Below are 22,447 nucleotides of genomic sequence, written 5' to 3'. Positions count from 1 at the left end.
GGCGTGCCAGAGAAGGCTGGATTATAAGGGCCGGGCTGCGCTTTGCATGCGCATGTCCCCGATGCGGAATCCCACCGCGAACAGCGCAGCGAAGTATGTGCATCCGCCACCCGTGACGGCAGCCGCCAGCCACAGGCAGCGCGTCCAGAAGTCCGCCTCGATCCAGGCACTGGTCGGCGGAACGGCCTGGACGAGCACGACCACCAGCACCCCGACCGCGACGGCTACCCGCAGCAGAAACCGGCCCCATCCCGGCGCCGGACTGATGACCCCCTCGCGCCGCAGTCCGCGATACAGCAGACCCGAGTTGATAAAGGAACAAAGCGACGTCGCCGCAGCCAGACCTGCATGGGGCGCAGGCCAGCCCATCAGCACCCACGGCCCCACGATCACGACATTCAGGATCATGTTGAGACCGAGTGCGATCAAACCGATGCGTACCGGCGTGGTCGTGATCTGACGGGCAAAATAGCCCGGTGCCAGGACCTTCACCATGGTGAAACCGATGAGACCTGCTGCAAAGGGAACCAGGCTCCAGGTCGCCATCTCGACGTCGCCGGCCCCGAAGCGGCCCCCATAAAACAGCGTGGCAAGCAGCGGCCCGGCCAGCAGCATCAGGCCGACGGTCGCCGGCGTAACAATCAACACCACGAGACGCATGGCCCAGTCGAGCGCCCGGCCGAAATCCGCGGCGGCCCCGTTGGCGTGCTGCCGGGACAGGTTGGGCAGCATCACGGTCGCGAGCGCGATGCCGAATACGCCGAGTGGAAACTCCATCAGCCGGTCCGAGTAGTAGAGCCAGCTGATACTGCCGGTGGCCAGCAGTGAGGCAATCAGCGTATCGAGCAGGATACTGATCTGGGCCACCGATGAACCAAACAGACCCGGCAACATGAGCCGCAGGATCTTGCGCACCCCGGGGTGCCCGAACCCCAGTTTCGGGCGCGGCATGAGCCGGACGCGCATCAGGGAGGGCAGCATGCATACCAGCTGCACCACGCCCGCCGTAAACACACCCACCGCCAGCGCCATGCCGGGTCGTGCGTAGAGTGGCGACACGTAAGCAGCGAAGCCGATCAGGACCACGTTGAGCAGAATCGGGGAAAAGGCCGCTGCGGTGAAGCGCTGATAGGTATTCAGGATTCCGCCGGCCAGCGCCGTGAACGAGATAAACAGCAGATAGGGAAAGGTCCAGCGCAGCATGTCCACGGACAGCGCATACCGATCCGTATCAGCTGCGCCGCTTTCCGTGACAAAACCGGGCGCAAACAATGCGATGAAGACCGGAGCCGCAATCACGGCCAGCGCGGTGATCCCGAACAGGATGACGCCCAGCGTACCGGCGGTCCGATCGACCAGTTCCTGAACAGCGCTGTGGTCGCCTTTCTCATCGTATTCGGCAAACACTGGCACGAAGGCCTGGGAAAACGAGCCCTCGGCAAAGAAGCGGCGGAATATGTTCGGGATTCGGAATGCAACGAAGAATGCGTCCATCAGGCTGGCAGCGCCGAACAGCTTGGCAAAGACCACATCGCGCACCAGGCCGAGAATCCGGGACAGCAGCGTGAATCCGCCGACGGTGCCGGTCGACCGCAGCAACTTTCTGCCGCTCGGTTGCTGCCGGCCGCTCGACGCGGGCTTTCCAGGTTCAGCAGATGTGCTCGACGATATGCTCATTGGGCGGCAAGTCTACCCGCAGGCCGGGCCGATCGGGTCGCAACTATTGACATCCCCTGGGGGAAACCAAAGAATGCGCGCCTGTTGCGGGGTCTGCCGCACATGGCATCAGCAGGTCTGATGCCCGTTTTTTCAAGCCTTTTACTTACGGAAGCACCCGGTGGCCAATACCAAGTCAGCAGCGAAACGAGCCAAACAGGCCGAGCAGCGCCGTCAGCACAACGTGGCTCTGCGTTCCCGGATGCGGACCACAATCAAGAAGGTAACGCACGCGCTGGATAGCGGCTCAGTCGATGAAGCTGTTGCGGCCTTCAAAGCCAGCGCAGCCTCGCTCGACAGCATGGTCAACAAGGGCCTGACCCACCGCAACAAGGCTGCTCGCCACAAGAGCCGCCTGAACAAGGCCATCAAGAAGCTGGCCGCCGCCGCCCCTGGCACGCCAGTCGCTGCAAAGAAGGCTGCAACGAAGAAGTCTTCCAGGAAAAAGGCAACTAAGAAGAAGGTGTCGAAGAAGAGCTGACCTCCGGCTCGGCAACTTCCGCGGCCATCTGCTCCAGCCTCGTCATCAGATCTGCGGCCAGCCTGGCCGTACCCGCACCGGTCAGCGCACTGATACGGTAAACCCTTTCTGTATGTCCCAGCGCGGCACAGATGGTCTGCTCGGCGGCGCTGACACCGGCTTCATCGAGCAAATCGGTCTTGTTGAGCACCAGCCAGCGTTCCCGTGCCGCGAGAGCCGGACTAAAGCTTTCCAGCTCGGCAACCACCGCGCGGGCATCATGTGCCGGATTACTGCCATCAAAGGGCGCCGCGTCGACGAGATGGACCAGCAATCGGGTGCGGCCCAGATGGCGCAGGAAGCGAGTACCCAGACCGGCACCCTCAGCGGCACCCTCGATCAGCCCGGGGATATCCGCCATCACAAAACTGCGTAGCGGACCCACCGACACCACGCCGAGGCCCGGATGCAGCGTCGTGAAGGGATAGTCGGCAACCCGTGGCCGGGCCGCCGAAACCGCGCGCAGCAGGGTCGACTTGCCGGCATTGGGTTTGCCGAGCAGCCCCACATCCGCAAGCAGGGTCAGTTCCAGGTGCAGCGTGCGTCGCTCGCCCGGCGTGCCCGGCCCGGATTGCCGCGGCGCCCGGTTGACGCTGCTCTTGAAATGCTGATTGCCGCGACCACCCTTGCCGCCGGCTGCCACCATCAGCTGCTGCCCTTCCTGCGTCAGGTCACCCAACAGCTCGCCGGTATCTGCTTCGATGATGCGGGTACCGGCCGGCACCGGAATGTACAGTGATGCCCCGCCACGCCCGGTGCACTGACTGCCCGAGCCCGGCTCGCCGTTCTCCGCAGCAAAGCGCCGGTTGAAACGGAAATCGGCCAGCGTATTGAGCCCGCGACTGGCGACAAACCAGACGCTCCCGCCGTCGCCACCATCACCGCCGTCCGGGCCGCCGCGCGGAATGAACTTCTCGCGCCGGAAACTGACACAGCCGCGCCCGCCGTTGCCGGCGATGACACTGATGCTGGCTTCATCCACGAACTTCATGCGTAGTACCGGATACCTGGGTTCAAGCTGCCGGAACAAAAAACCCCGCATTCGCGGGGTTTTTTATCGGCCGCCGTTGTGGTCAATCTCAGGCGTTGACGGCCGGAATGACATTCACAACGCGACGACTGGAGGCACCCTTGACCTCGAAATTGACGACCCCGTTCGCCTTGGCGAACAGCGTGTGGTCGCGTCCGAGGCCAACGTTCTTGCCCGGGTGGTACTCCGTACCGCGCTGGCGAACCAGGATATTTCCGGCGATGACCTGTTCGCCGCCAAACTTCTTGAGGCCCAGGCGCTTTGACTCGGAGTCGCGTCCGTTCCGGGTACTGCCGCCTGCTTTCTTGTGTGCCATGACTGATTAACTCCGTATCGTCTTGCCGTCTGAATCGAATGCTGCCGGAAACCCGTGCTGCTCAGCCCGCGCCGCCCGCAATTGCCGTGATCTCCACCAGCGTGAAATCCTGCCGGTGGGTCTTCATGCGCTTGTAGGTGGTACGCCGCTTGAACTTGATGACGCTGATCTTGCCGGTACGGTCCTGGGCAACCACCTTGGCGGTGACCCGTGCGCCGTCGATGCTCGGCTTGCCTATCTGGACCTGCGCACCCTCGCCAACCATCAGCACATCGCTGAACTCGACCGTATCGCCAGCGCTGGCCTCCAGCTTCTCTACCTTGAGGCGATCGCCCTGGCTCGCACGGTACTGCTTGCCGCCCGTCTTGAAAACAGCGTACATCTGATAAATCTCCGGGGTGGGCCGACTGACGGCCACGCGAAATGAGCGCGAATTCTAGTGAATCAGCGCCCATGGTTCAACGGGTACGGCAATCAAATACTGCATTCAGACGCGCCGCGAGCCTGACCCCGGCCTGCGCCAGACGCCGATCCAGCGTGGTTCGGACCGAATTCAGATAGGTCTGACTGAGGACAGACGGGGTGAATTCCCGGCCAAAGGCATAGATGACCGGGCGCAGCGCCATGGATTCCTCTGCCCAGAACAGCGGCTCGGCCACCTGCCAGCGCCGCAGCTCTGCGGTATCGATCGGCCCGAGCCGGCGGGCATAATCGGCCGGGCGTTGCCGGTCCGCAGCAGACAGGGCCAATCCGTCCCAGACCGCATGCAGATTCGTGGCCTTGCCGCGCACGATCACTTCGATATCGTTGCCGCCCCGGTCCTCCGCTCGTCCCACGTGCAGGGGCTGATGGATATCCGCGACCAGATGGGCGATGAACCGCAGCGCAATCGAGCGCCGCTCAACGGGCAGCCGCCGGTCACGCAGTTCCACCTCAAAGCGCGCCAGCACCGCCAGTACGTTGTCGTCCGAGGCCCGGGCTGCAGCCGCTACAGACCCGCCATCGGCAACATTGATGTAGTGCCAGGGCTTGCTGTGCGCCCATTCGGGACGGGAGCGCAGCTGGTCCGGCCAGACGCCGGCCTCAGCCAGACTCATCGTGCCGAGCAGCGGTACCAGTTCCCGGCGGGTGCCCGGGCACAGGTATGCATCGGCGATATCGCCCACGATGCGGTGCCCCGCGGGCCCGAAAGCCAGCGCCCCCTGTACCAGCAACAGGACGCTGGCAATACTTAGAATTACTGAGGCGGCAATGTGTACACGGCAGACCATCGCGGGCATTATTCGTTTCGCAATGCATCTAGTCCAACCTGAATACTCCCGCTTCGACCTGGAAGCAGTACGCGCCCTTGTGGCCGATGACTGGCCGGCGGTCGACCGGGAGATCACCCAGCGTCTGAGCAGCGATGTTGCACTGGTCAACAGTGTGGCCCACTACATTATCGGCAGCGGCGGCAAGCGCCTGCGCCCCCTGATCACCCTGCTCTCCGCCCGGGCCTGCGGCTACCACGGCGACAGGCACATCACGACCGCCGCGATCATCGAATTCATCCACACCGCAACCCTGCTGCACGACGACGTTGTCGATGCCTCGGACCTGCGGCGCGGCCAGGATACGGCCAACAGCGTGTTCGGTAATGAAGCCAGCGTCCTGGTCGGTGACTTCCTGTACTCACGGGCTTTCCAGATGATGGTGCAGGTCGGCCAGATGCGCATCATGGATGTGCTGGCCGACGCCACCAATACCATTGCCGAAGGTGAAGTCCTGCAGCTCATGAACTGCAATGACCCCGACACCACCGAACAGCGTTATATGGATGTGATTTACCGCAAGACTGCCCGGCTGTTTGAAGCCGGTGCGCAGATCGGGGCCATCCTTGCCGCACAAACGCGCGCCGTCGAGGACGCCTTTGTCGAATACGGGCGGCAACTCGGTCTGGCTTTCCAGCTGGTCGATGATGCACTGGACTACGATGCGGTCCCCGGTGAGCTCGGCAAGAAAATCGGCGACGATCTTGCCGAAGGCAAACCCACCCTCCCCCTCATTTTTGCGCTGCTGCGCGGATCGCCACGCCAGCAGCTGATGATCCGCCGGGCCATCGAAAATGGCGGACTTGAGGAAATCAACGCAATTCAGGCTGCGATCCAGTCCACCGGTGCGCTGGCCTACACGGTAGCCAAGGCGCGTGAGTGCGCCAACAAGGCGCAGCTGGCGCTGGAACGGGTACCGGATTCGATCTTCAGGACCGCCCTCATCGACCTGGCCGAGTTTGCCGTCGAGCGGCGTTACTGAGCCACCAGCCAGATCTCCCTTGCCGCTCACGTGCGGCCCGCGTATAAATGGCGCCCGATTCTTGCTGCCGGCCCGGACCGGTCAGCACCAGACACCGTTCGGGGTGTAGCTCAGCTTGGTAGAGCGCTTGCTTCGGGAGCAAGAGGTCGCAGGTTCGAATCCTGTCACCCCGACCACCGCACCCAGATCAGACCCGCTCAGCCGGGTCCCGCAGTAGCAATCCTGTCCGTACCCCGATCGTCGACCATTGCACCTATTTTCCAGCCATTCGGCGTACGAATCAGGAAATAGACCTCCATGAATGTCTTTGTACTGGCACTTTCGGCGTTCGGCATCTGCATGACGGCAGTGACCCTCGCCCATATAGTTGCGATTTCAGGACTGGTTTGCGAATGGATGATCTCGGCAGTACGGGTATATGACTTCGTGGCACTGAAAACAATCGGCGTAACGGACGTCCAGCGTTCGCGCAGCGGCTGTACCAACTGATACGTTCCGGCAGCCTGATCAGCGTGTGCTGGCCGCAAATCAAACTGCACGCCGTTATCAAGCAGACATGCAAGCATCCTGTCGATGCTCTTGCTGGTCATGGCAGCATTGAACTCGTGCACCACGGCTTCAGCAACTGGCTGCGGAGTATCTGCTGCCCGAAGTCCTGCGACGGGCAGTAACAGCGCTGCAATCACGGCGATGACGCCTGCCTGTATTCTCATGACTTTCCAGTTCCTTGATTGAATAACCTACATGCCGGAGGAACCGGAACTGATCCGGTTCCAGAGATCGATCACCGCAAAGGGCACTGGCGCATCGGGTTGCGCCTTGCAGAACTCAACGATATGGTCGGTAAGCGTTTCAAAGTTCCACGTGCCCATGCCTGGCGCCGCAAGAACTTCATCAAGCGTCTTGCCGGTTTGTGCATAAACGTATCCCCCCGTCCAGTACAGGATTGCTTGCCGCAATCCGTTCGGCCCGGCCGGATACATTTCATTGAATGTTCTGCAGTGAATCGCGCCCATGTCAGGCACACCGCCCATTCCCGGGTACAGGGCAAGCGGAGCCGCCTGCAACGGGGAACCGATGCCAGCCATGGCGAGCGCCATGAGGAATTCACCACAGAGACCAGTCACCCGCCGGCGGAGCTGCCGATTCAGTTCCATTGACCCACCTCTGACGGTTTCTTTGGCGCCCGATAGATCATTATCGAAAGCACTGCGAAAGCCAGCGCATACAGACTCATCTCCATGGCGTACTTCTGCGGCTCAAGCCATACCTCTGTCAACAATCCGAGGCGGGACGATACCTCCACGCTGATCCAGAGAATATTTGCAGTCGGAATTGCGTAGCGCAGCGCTGTTGATATGCGCCGATACTTGATCAGCCGGCTGAAGCAATAACCACCCCACGTGATCGAAACAAATACGGTCCCGAGCATTGCCAACCGAACCCCTTCACCCACACCGACCACGGCAGGATCGAAAATCAACAGGTTCCACGCATAGCAGAACCATGTCACGTAGATGGTCTCCATGAAGGTAATGATGGCGTAGTTGCGATCCTGTGCCGTCTTTGTCGACGGGCCAAGGCCACCGCGCAGCCGCAAACGATTCTGGATCCAGATGAACATGTTGCAGCGCGTGTCTTTGTCAAAGGTGTAGAAAACGCACTGGAACAGCAGCACACCGACGGTGGCCGCCATGATCAGGTACTCCGGCTCCGTCGTAACCTGATCACCGACCATCCGCGGCAACATCCCGAAGTTTTTTCGTCCGTAGTACATGTAGAAGAACTCTACCCAGGACATCCAGATCGTCAGACCGGCAAGGAAGCCCACCCAGGTCGCATAGCTCTCGCTTCGCGACCTGACGCCGCTCCACAGGAGAAGAATGCCAAGAAATCCGATTCCGATGGAGGCGATATAGGTCATGTCGTGACCCAGGGACTGCTCAATGAGGCGCATGACCGCATGTGCAAGGCCGACAGCAAACAGCATGAGGATGGTCGTAACGACCCCGATCAGTGGTGGTCGCCAGAGTCTGGACTTTCCGACTGACTCATTCATTGATATACCCTTGCATGACCCCGCTGCACATACCCGCCGGGTCGCTGGAATTTTATAATACATCGCTGTATAAGTTTTACAAGAGACAATCTGGGCCAGGGCCATACCTAGAACAGTTCTCCGACTTCTGACGCCATGAACACACCGATCAAACGACAGGCAACCGTGCGCAAGCCGCGTCGACGCGAGCGCATCAACAGCGCAAAGGTACTGGAGCGCCGTGGCCAGACATGGGAGAAACTGGTTGCCACCGCCGGCCAACTGATGGCCGAAAAGGGCCCTGCCCGCGTCAGTGTCCAGCAGATACTGCTAGGTGCCGGGATCTCACGCGGTTCTTTTTATGGTTATTGCGCAAACAAGACTGACTTGCTCGTAGCCATCATCGAACCGGTATTCACGGAGGGTTGCACGGCGATGACTGCTCTGCTTGATGAAGCGCCAAAGGCCGTTGTCCCCGGCATTATCGCAATGTACGCCGACCTCTGGCATCGGCGCCGGCATGCCCTGATGCTGATTCCCGGCGTGGATACCGCGACATTCTCACGTATGCGCAACGCACACCAGGCATATACAACCGCAATGAAACAGGCTCTGGACCACGCGGCAAAGGGCGAGCAACTGCGCAACAGAAGCGCTATGTACACTTTCCGTGTGCTGACACGTACAGCAGTACCTCTACTGCGTGTATACCAGGATCATCCTGACGGCGAACGGCTGTATCGCGAGTCAATGCTCGCACTCCTGATGGACTGAGAACCGCGCTGACGGCCATCAGATGCCACAAGAAAAAGGCCCCGGCGACCTGACGATCACCGGGGCTTTTGCAGCTATCAGTACCGCGTATTACTGGCCAGCACTGAACTCCAGCGTTACGCGGCGATTCTGCTCGCGGCCATCGGCCGTATCGTTCGGCGCAATCGGCTGGGACTCGCCAAAGCCCTTGGTCGTGAACAGACCAGCCGCCAGTCCCTTGCCTACCAGGTAGGACTTGACCGCATCGGCGCGCCGCTGCGAGAGTTTCTGGTTGTACTGATCCGTACCGACGCTGTCCGTATGTCCGCGCACTTCGATGTGCTTGAAGTGCGTGCGCTTGCTGAGAATGTCCGCCACGGAATCGAGGATCATTTCAGATTGCGCGGTGATCTTTGACGAGTCGTTGTCGAAAACCACACCACGCAGGACCAGCGACTCTTCGCAACCACGGGCATCGACCTTGGCGCCCGCAGGTGAGCCGGGGCACTCGTCGAGACGATCGACGACACCGTCGGCATCGCTGTCGAGTTCACAACCCTGTGCATTCACCTTGGCACCGGCGACTGTACCCGGACACTTGTCAGCCGTATCAACCACGCCATCCCCGTCGCTGTCCTTCGGTGCTGCGACGACCGGAACAGCCACCGGGGCAGCAACCGGAGCTGCCTCAACGGGCTTGCTGCCCAGCGCGACGCTGACGCCTGCGTTGACCAGCACATCGCTCAGACTGCTCGATGCATCCTGCCAACGGTAAAGGACTTCCGTACGCAAGGAGACCCGATCACTCCACAGACGGGTCAGTACGCCGGCACCGCCCTGCAGCTGCAGGTCGTCATGATCCTGGCTGCCATCCTTGATGTCGGTGTTAACGATGCCGGCACCAGCCAGCAGGTACGGCGCGAACAACCCACTGCGGTTGTAGATATTCATCAGGTTCAGGTTGACCGCCGTCTGGTCCTGATCCGGATTTGAGGACGGGTCACCGTTCATGTTCAGTTTCTGAAGATCGAACTCGACATTGAAGTGCTCGCTCAGGGAATAGCCAAAGCCCAGCGCTCCGCCGGCCACCTCATCGTCGACCAGGCGGTCGCTGTCCGCATCGATATAGGTACCGAGAGCCTTCACATAGACACGCCCCACGTCTTCAGCGGCATGAACCCCCTGCAAGGCCAGAATCAGTATCAAGGCAGCTGAACCCAGCCCGGTCTTGACGCATCGCATCGCTTCACCTCTCTAAACGGGTGTTTGAAAAAACTGACAGCATCCAAGGACTGGACACGCTCTAAGTTTACGTAATCACCGGAAAAATACCAACTCAGGCATATTGTTGTTGCCAATCCGCCACAGAGCCCCGATTGCAATTTTACTATTTCCGGCCGGGACGTGACGCGCTTCAACGTCAGCGCCGGCGCCAGTTCCTATCCTCACTCCGGTCCTGGCATCGAGGAGGGGGAACCGTCATGCAGCAGTCTGGCACCCGCCAGCATGGTTTCACGCTGGGGGAGACCCTGACCACTCTCGCGGTACTGGGTATCAGCCTGTCGCTCGCCATCCCCGGTCTTGAGAGCCTGGCACGCGACAATGCCCGTGCCACTGCCGTAAATCAGCTGGTCGCGACCATGCATATGGCGCGCAGCGAAGCGATTACACGCAATGCGCCAATAGCGGTCTGTCCGAGCCTTGACCTGCGCAGCTGCGCGGAGACCACCTGGGAATCCGGCTGGATCCGGTTCGTTGACAGCAACCGGAATCAGGGTATCGATCCGGACGAACTGATACTTGGCGTCTCGCCACCGGTTCCCGGCTTTGTCATCAATTCCGAAACTTTCAGTCGTGCGTTCAGCTACGAACCGTCGGGCCGCGTGGTCGCTCCCGACAGCCAGCAACACACCGGAGACTTCATTTTCTGTGCCGTAGGCACAGATACGTCCGCCCAGGTGGTGATCGTCAACCCGGTCGGTGAACCGGCGCTCTCGCCGAAACTTGCAAACGGCAACGCGCCCGATTGCACGGATATTTGAAGCGTCTGGCTTGTTTCCCGCTGCCGCAAAGGGTGTATGCCCGGCACACTGGTCGCAGAACAGTCGATGCCCGGTACAGCCGTACACTTGCTAGTATCGGCACGGGCAAAGCTTGCGGACTTCATTCCATCAGTTACTGAAATCCATTCGCCTCAGGGGGAACCATGCAAAACCCGATTCTGTACGCCATCCGTCGTGGCATGTTTTTCACACTATGCATCACCAGCCTGACCATAGGCATCGGCCATGCGGAAGAAGAGATCATCGTTACGGGATCGCGTATCCGCCTCGACGATTTTGTTGCAACCAGCCCCATATCGACGCTGACTTCAGACGTTATCGAATCGACCGGCCGGACCAATATCGAGCAACTGCTGAATACCCTGCCGCAGGTCGTGCCAGGCTTTTCGGCAACGTCGAACAATCCGGGGGATGGCACCACGACTGTCGATCTGCGCGGTCTCAAACCGACCAGGACCCTCGTACTCATTAACGGCCGCCGGCTGAACCCCTCCGTCAATGACGGTACCGTCGATCTCAACAACATACCGACCCCGCTGATCGATCGTATCGAGGTAGTGACTGGCGGCGCCTCGGCTGTGTACGGCTCTGACGCCATGGCTGGTGTCGTCAACTTCATCCTCAAGAATGACTTTGAGGGACTCGATATCGGCTACCAGAACGGTTTTTCAGACCAGGGCGATGGCAACGAGTATCAGCTTGACATGGTGCTCGGTGGCAACTTTGCCGATGGCCGTGGCAATACCACCCTGTATGCGAGCTACTACGACCGCGAATCAATACTGCAGGGAGATCGCAGCTATACGCGGATCGATGCACAGGGTGGATCGTTTATCAGCCGCGGAGGCCGCCTCGATAACGTATCGAATAATCCGTTTCCGGAGACAGATGACGGCGAAGGCGGCTTCACCCAAAATTACGCATTCAATCCTGACGGCACCGTACGCGGTTTCATCAACCTGCTGCCCGAAACCAGTGATGGCCTCGGCGACCGCTACAATTTTGCACCGGACAACTTTCTGCTGACGCCGCAAACGCGTTTCCAGCTCGGCGGCCTGGGAAGATTCGAGATCAACGACCACGCGGAAGCCTATGCCGAACTGCTCTACGTAAACAGTCGCAACAGTGTCCAGCTGGCGCCCACGCCGGCAACCGGCGTGAGCGTGGACCTGGACAGCCCGTTCCTTACACAGTCTGCACTGGATCTGCTCGCTTCGCGCGATGACCCGACCGGACCGGCAGTGCTCAGCCGGCGCATGGTCGAGACCGGCGTCCGTGTGCAGGAAAATGATTCGACGCTCGCGCAGATCACGGCTGGACTGCGCGGCGATCTGGGCTACAAGGACTGGCAGTACGACAGCTACCTGTCATATGGGCGGACGGACTTTGACAACTACACCAGCAACGACGTATCCCGCTCCCGCTTCGAAGCCGGCATCGCCGGTTGCCCTGCCGATTACCTGCAGTTCAACCCCGGTTGCATAGCCGTCAACCCCTTCGGGGCCGGCAACATCAGTGCCGATGCAGCCGACTGGATCCGGCTCAATTTTGCCGACAGCACGGTATTTCGCCGCACGGTTGTCAACGGCACGATCAACGGTACGCTCATGACCCTTCCGGCCGGCGACATGGGATTCGCCCTCGGTGCCGAATACCGGGAAGACAAGTCGAGCTACCGGCCCGACCAGGCCAAGCAAAGCGGCGACATCCTCGGCTTCAACGCCCAACAGCCGGTCAGCGGCAGCTTTGACGTGAAGGAACTGTTTGGCGAGCTGCGCATTCCGCTGATCAATGACGCGCCCGGCATCGGCTTTCTCGATGCTGAGCTCGGTGTGCGTTACTCCGACTACTCGACCATCGGTGATGTAACTGCCTACAAGGCTGGCCTCAACTGGGCACCTGTGGACACGGTCCGCGTGCGCGGAATGTATCAGCGCGCCAGCCGGGCACCCAGTCTGTTCGAAATCCTCGAGAACGGGGATCAGGGCTATACCGGCATCTACTACGATCCATGCGAAGGTCTTGACCCGCTGGATGATCCCGATACCGCTGCCTTTTGTGCCGAACAGGGCGTAACCGACACCCTGGCCTTCAATACCGGCAGCACACAAAACGAATTCTTCGAATACGGAAGCCCCTCACTCAAGGAAGAAACCACCGATACCTATACCCTCGGTCTTGTGCTGCAACCGGACTCGATTCCCGACCTGCAGATTTCCGTCGATTACTGGAACATTGACGTCGAGGACTACATCAACCCGCTGGGAGGCGGCGCCTACGGCATTATTGACGCCTGCTTCGCCTCACTCGACCTGGACAGCCCTGCCTGCTACAGCGACGAGCTCGGCTTGCCGCTGATCTATCGTGACATGGCCAGCAATCTGAAGGTCAATGTACCGCTGATAAACGAATCGAGCCTGAAGACCTCGGGAGTAGACCTGCAAATCCAGTACGGGATTCCGATGGAGTTCGCCAGCAAGCGCGTATCCGGTCTGGGTGAGACGCTGCGGCTGTCGTTCATGCTGTCGTGGCTCGACGAATACGTGCTGGATGGTATCGACTACGCAGATACCAGTGGCTACTACAACATCCGGGGTTCTTTTCCCGAATACAAGGCCGTGCTGCGCCTCGGCTATGACATCGGTCCGGTCAATGTCACGTGGACCACGACCTATATCGATGCCATGAAAAACCAGGGAAATATTCCGGTGTTCGAGGATGGCGGCTACAAGAACCTGCCAAGCCACACCTATCACGACCTGGGTGCAGTCTGGGCAATCGACGAGACCTTCGAACTTTCAGCCGGTATCCGCAACCTGTTCGACAAGGAGCCGCCGGTCTACGAGAACAGCATCGACCAGAACACCGACCCGAGCACCTACGACATGGTCGGCCGCTTCTACTTTGCAGGCGTACGAGCGAAGTTCTGAGCGGGCCTCGGTGACCGGACGATCCGCAACCGGGGCAGCCAGAGCGGGCTGCCCCGTATCGTTCCACCTGGCCACCCTGCTGGTGGCCGCAAGCTTTCCGGCACTTGCGATCGGCAGTGAACTGGAAGCCTGTCGGAGCATCGCCAGCGACAGGGCACGCCTGGCCTGCTATGACGCGCTTGCTGACAGCACCCCTCCGCCCGGAGACGCATTGGCCGCGATCAGTGGCGAGTCCCTGTTCGGACGCGATGCCGCCCGGACCAGCACAGCGCTGCAGGAGCAAACGGGCATCAAGCCGCCGCAGATGCTTGATACGGAGATCACGTCAGTCGAAACACGTGCGGACGGAAAGCTGCTGTTCACATTGCAGAACGGGCAGCGCTGGGAGCAGATCGATGGCCGGCCATTGCCGCTCGCGCCGGGCGACAGTATCCGGATCCGCAAGGCGTCCTTCGGTTCCTGGCTGCTGTATAAACAGTCCGGTGGCCGCAGCATCCGTGTGCGCCGGACGGACTGACCATGAGCAATCGCAAGCAGGCAGAAAGCCTTGCGCCATCGGCCTGGGTGCTGCGTTTCCGGCACCTGATCCCGGCCGGCGGCCGGGTGCTCGATCTGGCCTGCGGCAAAGGGCGGCATACCCGCCTGCTCGCAGACTCTGGCCATCCGGTGACGGCCGCGGATATAGACGTCAGTGGCCTCGCTGACCGGCGCGGCGATCCGCGTATTCGGCTTCTGGAAATCGATCTTGAAACCGGCGAGCAACCGTTCATCGGTGAACAGTTTGCCGCCGTGATCGTCAGCAACTATCTGCACCGGCCTCACTTTGCCTGGCTGGCCGATACGCTGCTCCCCGGCGGTGTATTGCTGATGGATACCTTCGCCTCTGGCAACGAAGCTTATGGCCACCCTCGCAATCCGGACTTCTTGCTGACACCCGGTGAATTGCTGTCAGTATTCAGCAAGCGCCTGCAGATCGTCGCCTACGAGCATGGCCTGGAACGCCTGCCCAAACCCGCCGTGAGGCAGCGGATCTGTGCGATGAATGCGTCTACGTACGTCGCACTGAACGCGACCTGAGCGGCGAAGCGACAACGGCAGCCTCGCTGCTGTTGCCAACGAGTCCGGCAATCCGCTCACTCAGCGATGCAGGCTGACCAAACAGGTAACCCTGCGCCCAGGTAATCCCCAGCTTGCGCAACAGCGCCAGGGTCGCTTCGTCCTGCACGAACTCCGCAACGGAATCGAGCTGCATCACCCGCGCCACTTCCGAGATCGCTGCCACCACTGACTGCGATACCACGTTCGAACTCAGATCATGGATGAAGCTGCCGTCGATCTTTAGTGTATCCACCGGGAACAGCTTCAGGTAGGCGAAGGAACTGAGCCCGGTCCCGAAATCATCCAGTGAAAACTTGCAACCGGTCCGTTTCAGCGTGTGCATGAAAGTCTGCGCACGCTGAAGGTTGGCAACTGCCACGGACTCGGTGATCTCGAAACACAGCATCTCCGGCGGCACGCTGCTCGCAACGATCCGCTCCTGCACGAAGGGCAGGAACTGCTCACTGCCCAGGCTTTGTCCGGACAGGTTGATTGCGAAGCGGGTACCGGTACCGGCGAGGCGTGCAGCATGGGGCTCCAGCAACTGCAGCGTACGAGTTACAACCCAGCGATCCAGCTCCTCCATGAGCTGGTAGCGTTCTGCCGCCGACAGAAAGTCAGCCGGCGATATGTGACGATCCTCGTTGTCGAGAAAGCGCACCAGCACTTCGCAATAGGGATGACCCGTGCCTTCCCTGATGGGGACGATCGCCTGGGCCACCAGCATCAGCCGGTCTGACTCTATGGCATTGCGGATCTGGCCGACCAGACGGATGTCATCAAAGCGCTGGATGATTGATTCGTCCGCAGGCTGGTAGACCTCGACGCGCCCGCGCCCACGATCCTTGGCGGCACCGCAAGCGACCTTGGCGGCTGCGAGCGGCCCGCCCTCAACCTCGTCGCCGCCGCCCAGGGGTCCCACGCCGATGCTCACGGAAGCCCGGTAGATGCGGTCACCGCGACCAAATTCAAGCAGACGCACGCTGCTACAGATCTTCTCCGCATGCTGCCGCGCCATCTCGATATCGGTATCGACCAGCAGGGCCGCAAAGCTGTCGCTGGTGATGCGGGTCAGCAGATGACCTGGCAGCTCCTCTCGCGCAATTTTTGCGAATCCGCTCAGGATCTCGTCTCCGACCTCACGACCGAGCGTGTCGTTGGCCACATGCAGACGGTCCATATCGAAATAAAGCAGGGCATTGTTGCTGTTGCCGGAAGCCTGCCCCATGGACCTGAGCAGTTCTTCGAAACTCGACCAGGCCATGAAGCCTGTCAGGTCATCGAAGCCCCGCTGCAGAATGGTCTCGATGTGTGAAGCCAGATAACGCGCAACGCGCGAACGGCGACGCAGACTGAAGTCCGCAGTGCGCCAGCCGGCCAGCGCGAGGATTCCGGCCTGACGTTTATCGGCATGGCAGATATTGACGGTATACAGATCGGAACCGAACCACTTGTCCGGCGGCATCATGCGGACACCGGCTTCACGTTGCGCCTCGATGCTCGCGTCAAGCATCGAGGCCAGCTCGGCATGCTTGAGCCCCTCACCCTGGATCAGGGCAATTCGCCGGTCGGGCACCAGCAGCGCTGCTGAATCAACCTGCAGATAGTGGCGGCACAGAGCCAGCACCTTGCCCAGCACATGATTGCAATCGCCATCATCATGAGCCACACGATCCACGTCATGCAGCAGCCGCTCTTCAGCGGCCTGTACGTTGAGTTTGCGGTAACTGTCCAGCAGCCTGAAGCGGAGACTCAGCTCACGCTGCAATGTCTGCACGGCGGGGCGTGTGAGTTCGAGGCAGCGCACCGCGTCCATTGTGCTTGCCGGCGGTTCAACGAGGATCACCAGTACACCGAGTGCCTGGTCCTTCTCACTGCGCAAGGGCAGCAGATACCCAGCCCCATGACCAAGGTCCACGCGCTCGGCAACCGTGCATTCGCCCTCGCGAAACGCAGCGAGTGCGGATTCATAGCGACCATCGGGTCTCACTGCACCGGAACCGGGATCCTTCCAGATCGCAGCACCCTCCCGGCTGTAGCAATAGAAGCCACAGGCCTGCGGCAGCAGGATACGCAGCAACGCAGCGTAATCGCCGAGCACCTGGTCCTGTGCCGGAGCATCAGCCATAAATCCCGCAGCAGCCTTGTATCGTCCAACCTGCTGAAATTCTGACGAAATCACGGCTCGAACGACGTGACCCCCCTCGCAGATCGCGCAGACCGGCTGGTGCCTTATACTTCACGCTTCTGCGCATGATCCGCGCCCCTGCCACGGACGAGACCAAGGAATGACATCCGCCTTTACTGCCGAAATCGAGCGCGAAACCCGCGACCTCTATGACCGCGTGCGTCAAGTGATACCCGACGTGGAATGGTCCGTTCATGCACCGCTGATTTCAGCCATCAACCACCTGAAGCGCGAGCGCAAGGCACTGATTCTTGTACATAACTACATGACGCCGGAGATCTTTCACGGTGTCGCGGACTACTCGGGAGACTCGCTCGGCCTGGCCCAGTTCGGGGCGCGCACCGAGGGCAATATCATCGTCATGTGCGGCGTGCACTTCATGGCGGAGACGGCCAAGATCCTCAGCCCGGAAAAGACCGTCCTGCTGCCCGACCTGCAGGCCGGTTGCTCTCTCGCCGCGTCAATCACCGGTGCCGATGTTCGCGCCCTCCGCGCCAGGCACCCGGGCCTGCCAGTCGTGACTTATGTCAATACGTCGGCCGAGGTCAAGGCAGAATCGGATATCTGCTGTACCTCGGCCAATGCGGTACAGGTCGTCGAGTCGCTGGGTGTCGACAAGGTGATCTTCATCCCCGACCAGTTTCTCGGAAAATACGTGGCCAGCCAGACCAAAGTCGAGCTGGTCATGTGGGAAGGTGCCTGTGAGGTCCACGAACGCTTCTCGGGCGCTGAACTGCGCGAGTTCCGCGGCATGCACCCGGGCATCCATGTCATGGCGCATCCGGAATGTCCGGAAGATGTCCTGGAGGAAGCGGACTACGTCGGATCCACTTCGGCGATGATCGACCACGTCGGGAAGGTCCACCCGAAGCAGGTCGCAATGATCACCGAGTGCTCGATGGCCGGCAATGTTGCAGTCGAGTTTCCCGATATCGAGTTCATCCAGCCCTGCAACCTGTGCCCGCACATGAAGCGCATTACCCTGCCCCGCATCCTCGCCGCCCTGGAGACCTTGAGTCCGGCCATTGACGTTCCCGCAGAGATCGCACAGCGCGCCAAGCTGTCACTTGACCGCATGCTGGCCGTTGGCCGCAGTGCTGCGCGCGACTGATTCGGGCACTCGCCCAAATGACTTCAGCGATCCACTTTGACGTACTCGTCATCGGCGGCGGGCTCGGCGGTCTGTCCTCCGCGTTGCGCCTGGCAGACTCCGGCCTGTCTGTCGGTATCCTGCGCAAGAAGCCCTCGGCTGAGAGCTCCAGCGCCTGGGCCCAGGGCGGTATCGCGGCCGCCATTGACCCCGAGGACTCCACCGCAGAGCACGCGGCCGACACCCTGGCAGCAGGTGCCGGTCTCTGCAAAAGCGAAACCGTGGACTTCGTCGTCGGCAAGGCACCGCGCGCAATCCATTGGCTGGTAGACCAGGGCGTGCAGTTCACGCCCGTCGATGACAGCCGGCCGGAAGACCTGCATCTCACACGTGAGGGTGGCCACTCACGCCGCCGTGTCGTGCATACGACGGATGCAACCGGTGATGCAGTGATCAGCCGCCTGGCAAGCCGCGCAGAGGCACATGCCGGCATCCGGATTCTTGATGACCGCATCGGAATCGACCTCATCACCACTGAAAAACTTCGTCTGCCGGGACGCAACCGCTGCGTCGGCGCCTATGCGTTGAACCGCAATACGGGACAGGTCGAGGCCATCGCCGCACGCGCAGTGATTCTCGCAACGGGTGGCGCCGCAAAGGTCTACCTGTATACGTCGAACCCCGACACGTCCACGGGCGACGGCATCGCCATGGCATGGCGTGCCGGTTGCCGTGTGGCCAACATGGAATTTGTGCAGTTTCACCCGACCTGCCTGTTCCATCCGCTGGCCAAGTCGTTGCTGATTTCGGAAGCGGTACGGGGAGAAGGCGGCGTTCTGCGCCTGCCGGATGGTCGTCAATTCATGTCCGACCATGATCCACGGGCCGAACTCGCGCCACGCGATATCGTGGCCCGGGCAATCGACGCGGAAATGAAGCGCGGCGGATTTGACTGCGTGTACCTGGACATCAGTCACAAGCCCGCCGCCGAGATCACGCGTCATTTCCCGAACATCCGCCAACGGTTACTCGGCTTTGGCATCGATATCACCCGTGATCCGATTCCCGTGGTACCGGCCGCACACTATTCCTGCGGCGGTATCGTTACGGACCTGGATGCCGCAACCGATCTGCATGGATTGTTTGCGGTTGGTGAATGCACCTGCACCGGCCTCCACGGGGCGAACCGCCTGGCCAGCAATTCGCTGCTCGAATGTCTGGTATTTGCCGAAGCAGCCCACGACCGCATCCTGCGCGAACTGGGCAGTGACAAGACGCCCGTACCCGACATCCCGCCCTGGGACGAAAGCCGGGTCACGGATCCCGACGAACAGGTGGTGGTCTCGCACAACTGGGACGAACTGCGCCGCTTCATGTGGAGCTATGTAGGCATCGTACGCACCAACAAGCGGCTGGCGCGCGCACGCCATCGCGTTGACCTGCTGCGCAGTGAAATCGCCGAGTTCTACAGCCACTTCCGCGTGACCAACGATCTGATCGAACTGCGCAACCTGGTGCTGATCGCTGAACTCACCATCGTCAGCGCCCAGTCGCGCCACGAAAGCCGCGGACTGCACTGCAACCTCGATTATCCACAGGCACTGCCCGATGCCGAAGTGCGAGATACCATTCTGAGCCCTGGACGCATCCATCCATCCGGCTAATCGGGTTATCCTCTCCACAGTTCTGTGGAGCATGTACACATGGCTGTAAGACGCGCGGATATGGACCCGGGTGACGATGAGCTGCGGGAGTGGATCGATTCCATCGAGTCCGTACTGGAAACCGAAGGTCCGGAACGGGCCAAGGCACTGTTCCGCGCGGTACGCGACTACCTGAGCAACGCCAACGTCATCATCGAAGATGCCACGCTCAATACCCCCTATCGGAATACGATCCCGCTCGAGGAACAGCCGGCCTATCCCGGCAATATCGAACTCGAGCAGCGCATCGAGAACATCAATCGCTGGAACGCCATGGCCATGGTGCTGCGCGGCTACGACAGTGGCGCGGGAGTCGGTGGCCATATCGGCACATATGCTTCGGGCGCAACCATGCTTGAGGTGGGCCTTCAGCACTTCTTCCGCAACAAGGGGCCCGACTACGGCGGCGACCTGGTCAGCATCCAGGCGCACTGCTCACCGGGAATCTATGCACGGGCGCTGCTGGAGGGCCGGCTGTCGGTTGAGCAGCTGATGAATTTCCGGCGCGAACTGGCGCCGGGCGGCGGCCTCTCCTCCTATCCGCACCCGCGCAACATGCCGGACTTCTGGATTTCACCCTGTGCATCGATGGGGCTGTCCACACCGAGCTGCATCTATCAGGCACGTTTCGCCAAATATCTGGAGAACCGCGGCCTGAAGCCGAAGAACGGCGGCAAGGTCTGGAACTTCATCGGCGATGGCGAGGCCGACGAACCGGAAGTGCTGGGCACGATCAACATCGCTGCACGCGAGCGCCTCGATAACCTGATCATGGTCGTCAACTGCAATCTGCAGCGGCTCGACGGACCGGTGCGCGGCAACGGCAAGATCATCCAGGAACTCGAGCGCAGCTTCCGTGGCGCGAACTGGAATGTCATCAAGGTGATCTGGAGTGGCGAGTGGGATGCGCTGTTCGCGATAGACCACGAAGGCGTACTGCAGGCGCGCATGGAACGCGCCGTGGATGGCGATTACCAGATGTACTCGGTATCCAGCGGCCCGGAAGTGCGCGCGCACTGGGTCGAGAACGATCCGCGCCTCGCCGACATCATGCGCGTGCGCTCTGACGAGGAGATCCGCTGCATCAAGCGCGGCGGTCATGACCAGCGCAAGATCTACGCTGCCTTCAACCGCGCGATACAGAGCGAAGGCCGGCCAACGGTCATCCTGATCAAGACCATCAAGGGCTACGGCATGCAGGGCTATGAAGGCTCCAATGTCGTGCATCAAAAGAAGAACCTGGCCCTGGAGGAACGCCAGGAAACCGCCCGCCGGCTGGGCATCCCGCTGTCCGATGAAGCGGCGGCGCGGGCTGACTTCTACCGGCCGCCCGTCGACAGCGAGGAAATCCGCTATCTGCTAAACCGGCGCACTGAACTCGGTGGTGCATGGCCGCAACGGCAGGTCGACTGCCCTGCCCTGCCTGCCCCGCCGCTGACGCTGTTTCAGGAGCAGCTGAACGGCTCCGGTGAGCGAACGCTTTCCACGACCATGGCCTTCGTACGCATGCTCTCCAGGCTCATGGACCAGCCGGAACTCGGCCGCTACATCGTGCCGATCGTACCGGACGAGGCTCGCACCTTCGGCATGGAAGCGCTGTTCCGAAAGGCCGGCATCTACTCCTCGGAGGGGCAGAAGTACCGGCCCGTCGACAGCTCGACACTGATGCCCTATCGCGAAGCCACCGATGGCCAGATCCTGCAGGAAGGTATCTGTGAAGCGGGCGCCATGGCCTCGTTCCTCGCCGCCGGCACTGCCTATGCAATTCATGGCGTCCCGACGATTCCTTTCTACATCTTCTATTCGATCTTCGGCTTTCAGCGCGTCGGCGACATGATCTGGAGCTGTGGCGACATGCTCTGTCGCGGCTTCCTGCTCGGTGGCACCTCCGGCCGCACCACCCTCAATGGCGAAGGACTGCAGCACCAGGACGGACATTCGCAGGTCATCGCCAGCACCGTTCCCAATCTGCTGAGCTACGACCCTGCCTTTGCCAGTGAGCTGGCGGTAATCATCCGCGAAGGCATACGCCGGATGTATGAGCAGCAGGAGAATGTCTTCTACTACATCACGATTCACAACGAGAACTACGCCATGCCGCCGATGGTCGATGGCGCAGCTGAAGGGATCATTCGCGGCATGTACCGTTTCCGGGTTGCGATGCCTGTCGCCGACCAACAACGCAAGGCGCACCTGTTTGGCAGCGGAGCGATCATGACCGAAGTTCTGCGCGCGCAGACACTGCTGGAAACGCTCGGTGTTTCTGCAGACGTCTGGAGCGTTACCAGCTACAACGAGCTGTGCCGCGAGGGACTGCGCGTCGAACGGGAGAATCACCTCGCCCCCGGCACCACGCCCTCAAGACCGTATATCGTCGAACTGCTGGCTGCCGAGAAAGGCGTATTTGTCGCGGCCAGCGACTACATGAAATCACTGCCGCTCAGTATCGCCAGCTGGGTACCCGGTCCTTACGTGGTACTCGGTACCGATGGCTATGGGCTCAGTGAATCCCGCGCGGAGCTGCGGAACTGGTTTGAAGTCAGCGCTGAGTACATTGCCTGGGCGGCGCTCGCTGCGCTCTTCGACGCCGGTGCCGTGTCCGCAGCCGAGCTGGGTGCAGCCGCCGGAACGCTGGGAATAGACCGGCACAAGCCGGATCCCGCCAGCGCAGGGCCGGCAACAATGCGAAGCTGACAGAGGGTAACTGGCC

At 60.9% G+C, this 22,447-nt stretch carries 20 protein-coding genes and 1 tRNA gene; 11 read left to right on the top strand and 10 right to left on the bottom strand.

Annotated elements, in window-relative coordinates; translation table 11 throughout:
* Nucleotides 1-21: 21 nt before the first annotated feature.
* Entirely contained in the window at nucleotides 22-1,677 is a 1,656-nt protein-coding gene (gene murJ, locus H6979_00355; GenBank protein ID MCP5138297.1) for a murein biosynthesis integral membrane protein MurJ, read from the bottom strand.
* A 160-nt stretch (nucleotides 1,678-1,837) separates the two neighbouring features.
* On the opposite strand from murJ, the gene rpsT reads away from it, so the two are divergent.
* Entirely contained in the window at nucleotides 1,838-2,197 is a 360-nt protein-coding gene (gene rpsT / locus H6979_00350; protein MCP5138296.1) for a 30S ribosomal protein S20, read from the top strand.
* Here rpsT and obgE read toward each other — a convergent pair.
* The 4 genes from obgE to H6979_00330 all read right to left on the bottom strand — a co-directional run bounded on the left by obgE (nucleotide 2,169) and on the right by H6979_00330 (nucleotide 4,862).
* Nucleotides 2,169-3,227: a GTPase ObgE gene (gene obgE, locus H6979_00345; GenBank protein ID MCP5138295.1), complete on the bottom strand. Its 1,059-nt coding sequence runs from the start codon at nucleotides 3,225-3,227 to the stop codon at nucleotides 2,169-2,171. The genes rpsT and obgE overlap by 29 nt on opposite strands.
* An 88-nt stretch (nucleotides 3,228-3,315) precedes the next feature.
* Complete coding sequence (gene rpmA / locus H6979_00340; protein ID MCP5138294.1) at nucleotides 3,316-3,582, bottom strand: 50S ribosomal protein L27; 267 nt, start codon at nucleotides 3,580-3,582, stop codon at nucleotides 3,316-3,318.
* A gap of 61 nt (nucleotides 3,583-3,643) precedes the next feature.
* Complete coding sequence (rplU, locus tag H6979_00335) at nucleotides 3,644-3,964, bottom strand: 50S ribosomal protein L21 (protein MCP5138293.1); 321 nt, start codon at nucleotides 3,962-3,964, stop codon at nucleotides 3,644-3,646.
* Between the two features lie 76 nt (nucleotides 3,965-4,040).
* Complete coding sequence (locus H6979_00330) at nucleotides 4,041-4,862, bottom strand: S1/P1 nuclease (GenBank protein ID MCP5138292.1); 822 nt, start codon at nucleotides 4,860-4,862, stop codon at nucleotides 4,041-4,043.
* 13 nt (nucleotides 4,863-4,875) lie between these two features.
* On the opposite strand from H6979_00330, the gene ispB reads away from it, so the two are divergent.
* Nucleotides 4,876-5,874: an octaprenyl diphosphate synthase gene (ispB, locus tag H6979_00325; protein MCP5138291.1), complete on the top strand. Its 999-nt coding sequence runs from the start codon at nucleotides 4,876-4,878 to the stop codon at nucleotides 5,872-5,874.
* Nucleotides 5,875-5,973: 99 nt separating this feature from the next.
* Nucleotides 5,974-6,050, top strand: a tRNA-Pro gene (locus tag H6979_00320).
* A 21-nt stretch (nucleotides 6,051-6,071) separates the two neighbouring features.
* On the opposite strand, the gene H6979_00315 is transcribed toward H6979_00320, so the two are convergent.
* The 3 genes from H6979_00315 to H6979_00305 are packed head-to-tail and all read right to left on the bottom strand — an operon-like array spanning nucleotide 6,072 to nucleotide 7,933.
* The gene (locus tag H6979_00315) at nucleotides 6,072-6,560 is read right to left on the bottom strand and encodes a hypothetical protein (protein MCP5138290.1); all 489 of its coding nucleotides are present in this window, start codon (nucleotides 6,558-6,560) and stop codon (nucleotides 6,072-6,074) included.
* A gap of 54 nt (nucleotides 6,561-6,614) precedes the next feature.
* Entirely contained in the window at nucleotides 6,615-7,031 is a 417-nt protein-coding gene (locus H6979_00310) for a hypothetical protein (GenBank protein ID MCP5138289.1), read from the bottom strand.
* Nucleotides 7,022-7,933, bottom strand: coding sequence for a hypothetical protein (locus H6979_00305; protein ID MCP5138288.1), 912 nt, complete (start codon nucleotides 7,931-7,933; stop codon nucleotides 7,022-7,024). The genes H6979_00310 and H6979_00305 overlap by 10 nt, the downstream gene beginning before the upstream one ends.
* A 135-nt stretch (nucleotides 7,934-8,068) precedes the next feature.
* Here H6979_00305 and H6979_00300 point away from each other — a divergent pair, with 135 nt between their 5' ends.
* Nucleotides 8,069-8,686, top strand: coding sequence for a TetR/AcrR family transcriptional regulator (locus H6979_00300; GenBank protein MCP5138287.1), 618 nt, complete (start codon nucleotides 8,069-8,071; stop codon nucleotides 8,684-8,686).
* A 90-nt stretch (nucleotides 8,687-8,776) separates the two neighbouring features.
* Here the strand turns inward: H6979_00300 and H6979_00295 are convergent, their stop codons facing one another.
* Entirely contained in the window at nucleotides 8,777-9,907 is a 1,131-nt protein-coding gene (locus H6979_00295) for an OmpA family protein (GenBank protein ID MCP5138286.1), read from the bottom strand.
* A 239-nt stretch (nucleotides 9,908-10,146) separates the two neighbouring features.
* On the opposite strand from H6979_00295, the gene H6979_00290 reads away from it, so the two are divergent.
* From H6979_00290 to H6979_00275, 4 genes are all read left to right on the top strand, one after another.
* Nucleotides 10,147-10,707: a GspH/FimT family pseudopilin gene (locus tag H6979_00290; protein ID MCP5138285.1), complete on the top strand. Its 561-nt coding sequence runs from the start codon at nucleotides 10,147-10,149 to the stop codon at nucleotides 10,705-10,707.
* Between the two features lie 164 nt (nucleotides 10,708-10,871).
* Entirely contained in the window at nucleotides 10,872-13,658 is a 2,787-nt protein-coding gene (locus H6979_00285) for a TonB-dependent receptor (GenBank protein ID MCP5138284.1), read from the top strand.
* A 10-nt stretch (nucleotides 13,659-13,668) separates the two neighbouring features.
* Nucleotides 13,669-14,175: a hypothetical protein gene (locus H6979_00280; protein MCP5138283.1), complete on the top strand. Its 507-nt coding sequence runs from the start codon at nucleotides 13,669-13,671 to the stop codon at nucleotides 14,173-14,175.
* A 2-nt stretch (nucleotides 14,176-14,177) separates the two neighbouring features.
* Nucleotides 14,178-14,735, top strand: coding sequence for a class I SAM-dependent methyltransferase (locus tag H6979_00275; GenBank protein MCP5138282.1), 558 nt, complete (start codon nucleotides 14,178-14,180; stop codon nucleotides 14,733-14,735).
* Here H6979_00275 and H6979_00270 read toward each other — a convergent pair.
* Nucleotides 14,707-16,884 carry an EAL domain-containing protein gene (locus tag H6979_00270; GenBank protein ID MCP5138281.1) on the bottom strand — a complete coding sequence of 726 codons (2,178 nt, stop codon included), beginning with the start codon at nucleotides 16,882-16,884 and terminating at the stop codon, nucleotides 14,707-14,709. The two genes, H6979_00275 and H6979_00270, sit on opposite strands and share 29 nt — an antisense overlap.
* Nucleotides 16,885-17,044: 160 nt before the next feature.
* Between H6979_00270 and nadA the strand changes: the two genes are divergently transcribed.
* Genes nadA through aceE form a run of 3 tightly spaced genes read left to right on the top strand, consistent with a single transcriptional unit; the run spans nucleotide 17,045 to nucleotide 22,431 of the window.
* Nucleotides 17,045-18,055 carry a quinolinate synthase NadA gene (gene nadA, locus H6979_00265; GenBank protein ID MCP5138280.1) on the top strand — a complete coding sequence of 337 codons (1,011 nt, stop codon included), beginning with the start codon at nucleotides 17,045-17,047 and terminating at the stop codon, nucleotides 18,053-18,055.
* A 29-nt stretch (nucleotides 18,056-18,084) separates the two neighbouring features.
* Nucleotides 18,085-19,698, top strand: a complete 1,614-nt coding sequence (gene nadB / locus H6979_00260) for an L-aspartate oxidase (GenBank protein MCP5138279.1) — start codon at nucleotides 18,085-18,087, stop codon at nucleotides 19,696-19,698.
* Nucleotides 19,699-19,737: 39 nt separating this feature from the next.
* Nucleotides 19,738-22,431 (top strand): pyruvate dehydrogenase (acetyl-transferring), homodimeric type, encoded by a 2,694-nt coding sequence (aceE, locus tag H6979_00255; protein MCP5138278.1) that lies wholly within the window; start codon nucleotides 19,738-19,740, stop codon nucleotides 22,429-22,431.
* Nucleotides 22,432-22,447 lie beyond the last annotated feature (16 nt).

It is taken from the genome of Chromatiales bacterium, from assembly GCA_024234935.1.
GTDB lineage: Bacteria > Pseudomonadota > Gammaproteobacteria > Steroidobacterales.
This window is presented reverse-complemented; position numbering and strand designations above follow the sequence as displayed.

Excerpts from the sequence above, each read along its gene's own strand:
- H6979_00305 (MCP5138288.1), bottom strand. The coding sequence starts at position 7,933 with ATGAATGAGTCAGTCGGAAAGTCCAGACTCTGGCGACCACCACTGATC.
- H6979_00275 (MCP5138282.1), top strand. The coding sequence starts at position 14,178 with ATGAGCAATCGCAAGCAGGCAGAAAGCCTTGCGCCATCGGCCTGGGTG.
- H6979_00300 (MCP5138287.1), top strand. The coding sequence starts at position 8,069 with ATGAACACACCGATCAAACGACAGGCAACCGTGCGCAAGCCGCGTCGA.
- H6979_00285 (MCP5138284.1), top strand. The coding sequence starts at position 10,872 with ATGCAAAACCCGATTCTGTACGCCATCCGTCGTGGCATGTTTTTCACA.
- rpmA (MCP5138294.1), bottom strand. The coding sequence starts at position 3,582 with ATGGCACACAAGAAAGCAGGCGGCAGTACCCGGAACGGACGCGACTCC.
- obgE (MCP5138295.1), bottom strand. The coding sequence starts at position 3,227 with ATGAAGTTCGTGGATGAAGCCAGCATCAGTGTCATCGCCGGCAACGGC.
- H6979_00330 (MCP5138292.1), bottom strand. The coding sequence starts at position 4,862 with ATGCCCGCGATGGTCTGCCGTGTACACATTGCCGCCTCAGTAATTCTA.
- rplU (MCP5138293.1), bottom strand. The coding sequence starts at position 3,964 with ATGTACGCTGTTTTCAAGACGGGCGGCAAGCAGTACCGTGCGAGCCAG.
- H6979_00290 (MCP5138285.1), top strand. The coding sequence starts at position 10,147 with ATGCAGCAGTCTGGCACCCGCCAGCATGGTTTCACGCTGGGGGAGACC.
- nadA (MCP5138280.1), top strand. The coding sequence starts at position 17,045 with ATGACATCCGCCTTTACTGCCGAAATCGAGCGCGAAACCCGCGACCTC.
- murJ (MCP5138297.1), bottom strand. The coding sequence starts at position 1,677 with ATGAGCATATCGTCGAGCACATCTGCTGAACCTGGAAAGCCCGCGTCG.
- H6979_00310 (MCP5138289.1), bottom strand. The coding sequence starts at position 7,031 with ATGGAACTGAATCGGCAGCTCCGCCGGCGGGTGACTGGTCTCTGTGGT.
- H6979_00295 (MCP5138286.1), bottom strand. The coding sequence starts at position 9,907 with ATGCGATGCGTCAAGACCGGGCTGGGTTCAGCTGCCTTGATACTGATT.
- aceE (MCP5138278.1), top strand. The coding sequence starts at position 19,738 with ATGGCTGTAAGACGCGCGGATATGGACCCGGGTGACGATGAGCTGCGG.
- H6979_00270 (MCP5138281.1), bottom strand. The coding sequence starts at position 16,884 with ATGGCTGATGCTCCGGCACAGGACCAGGTGCTCGGCGATTACGCTGCG.
- ispB (MCP5138291.1), top strand. The coding sequence starts at position 4,876 with ATGCATCTAGTCCAACCTGAATACTCCCGCTTCGACCTGGAAGCAGTA.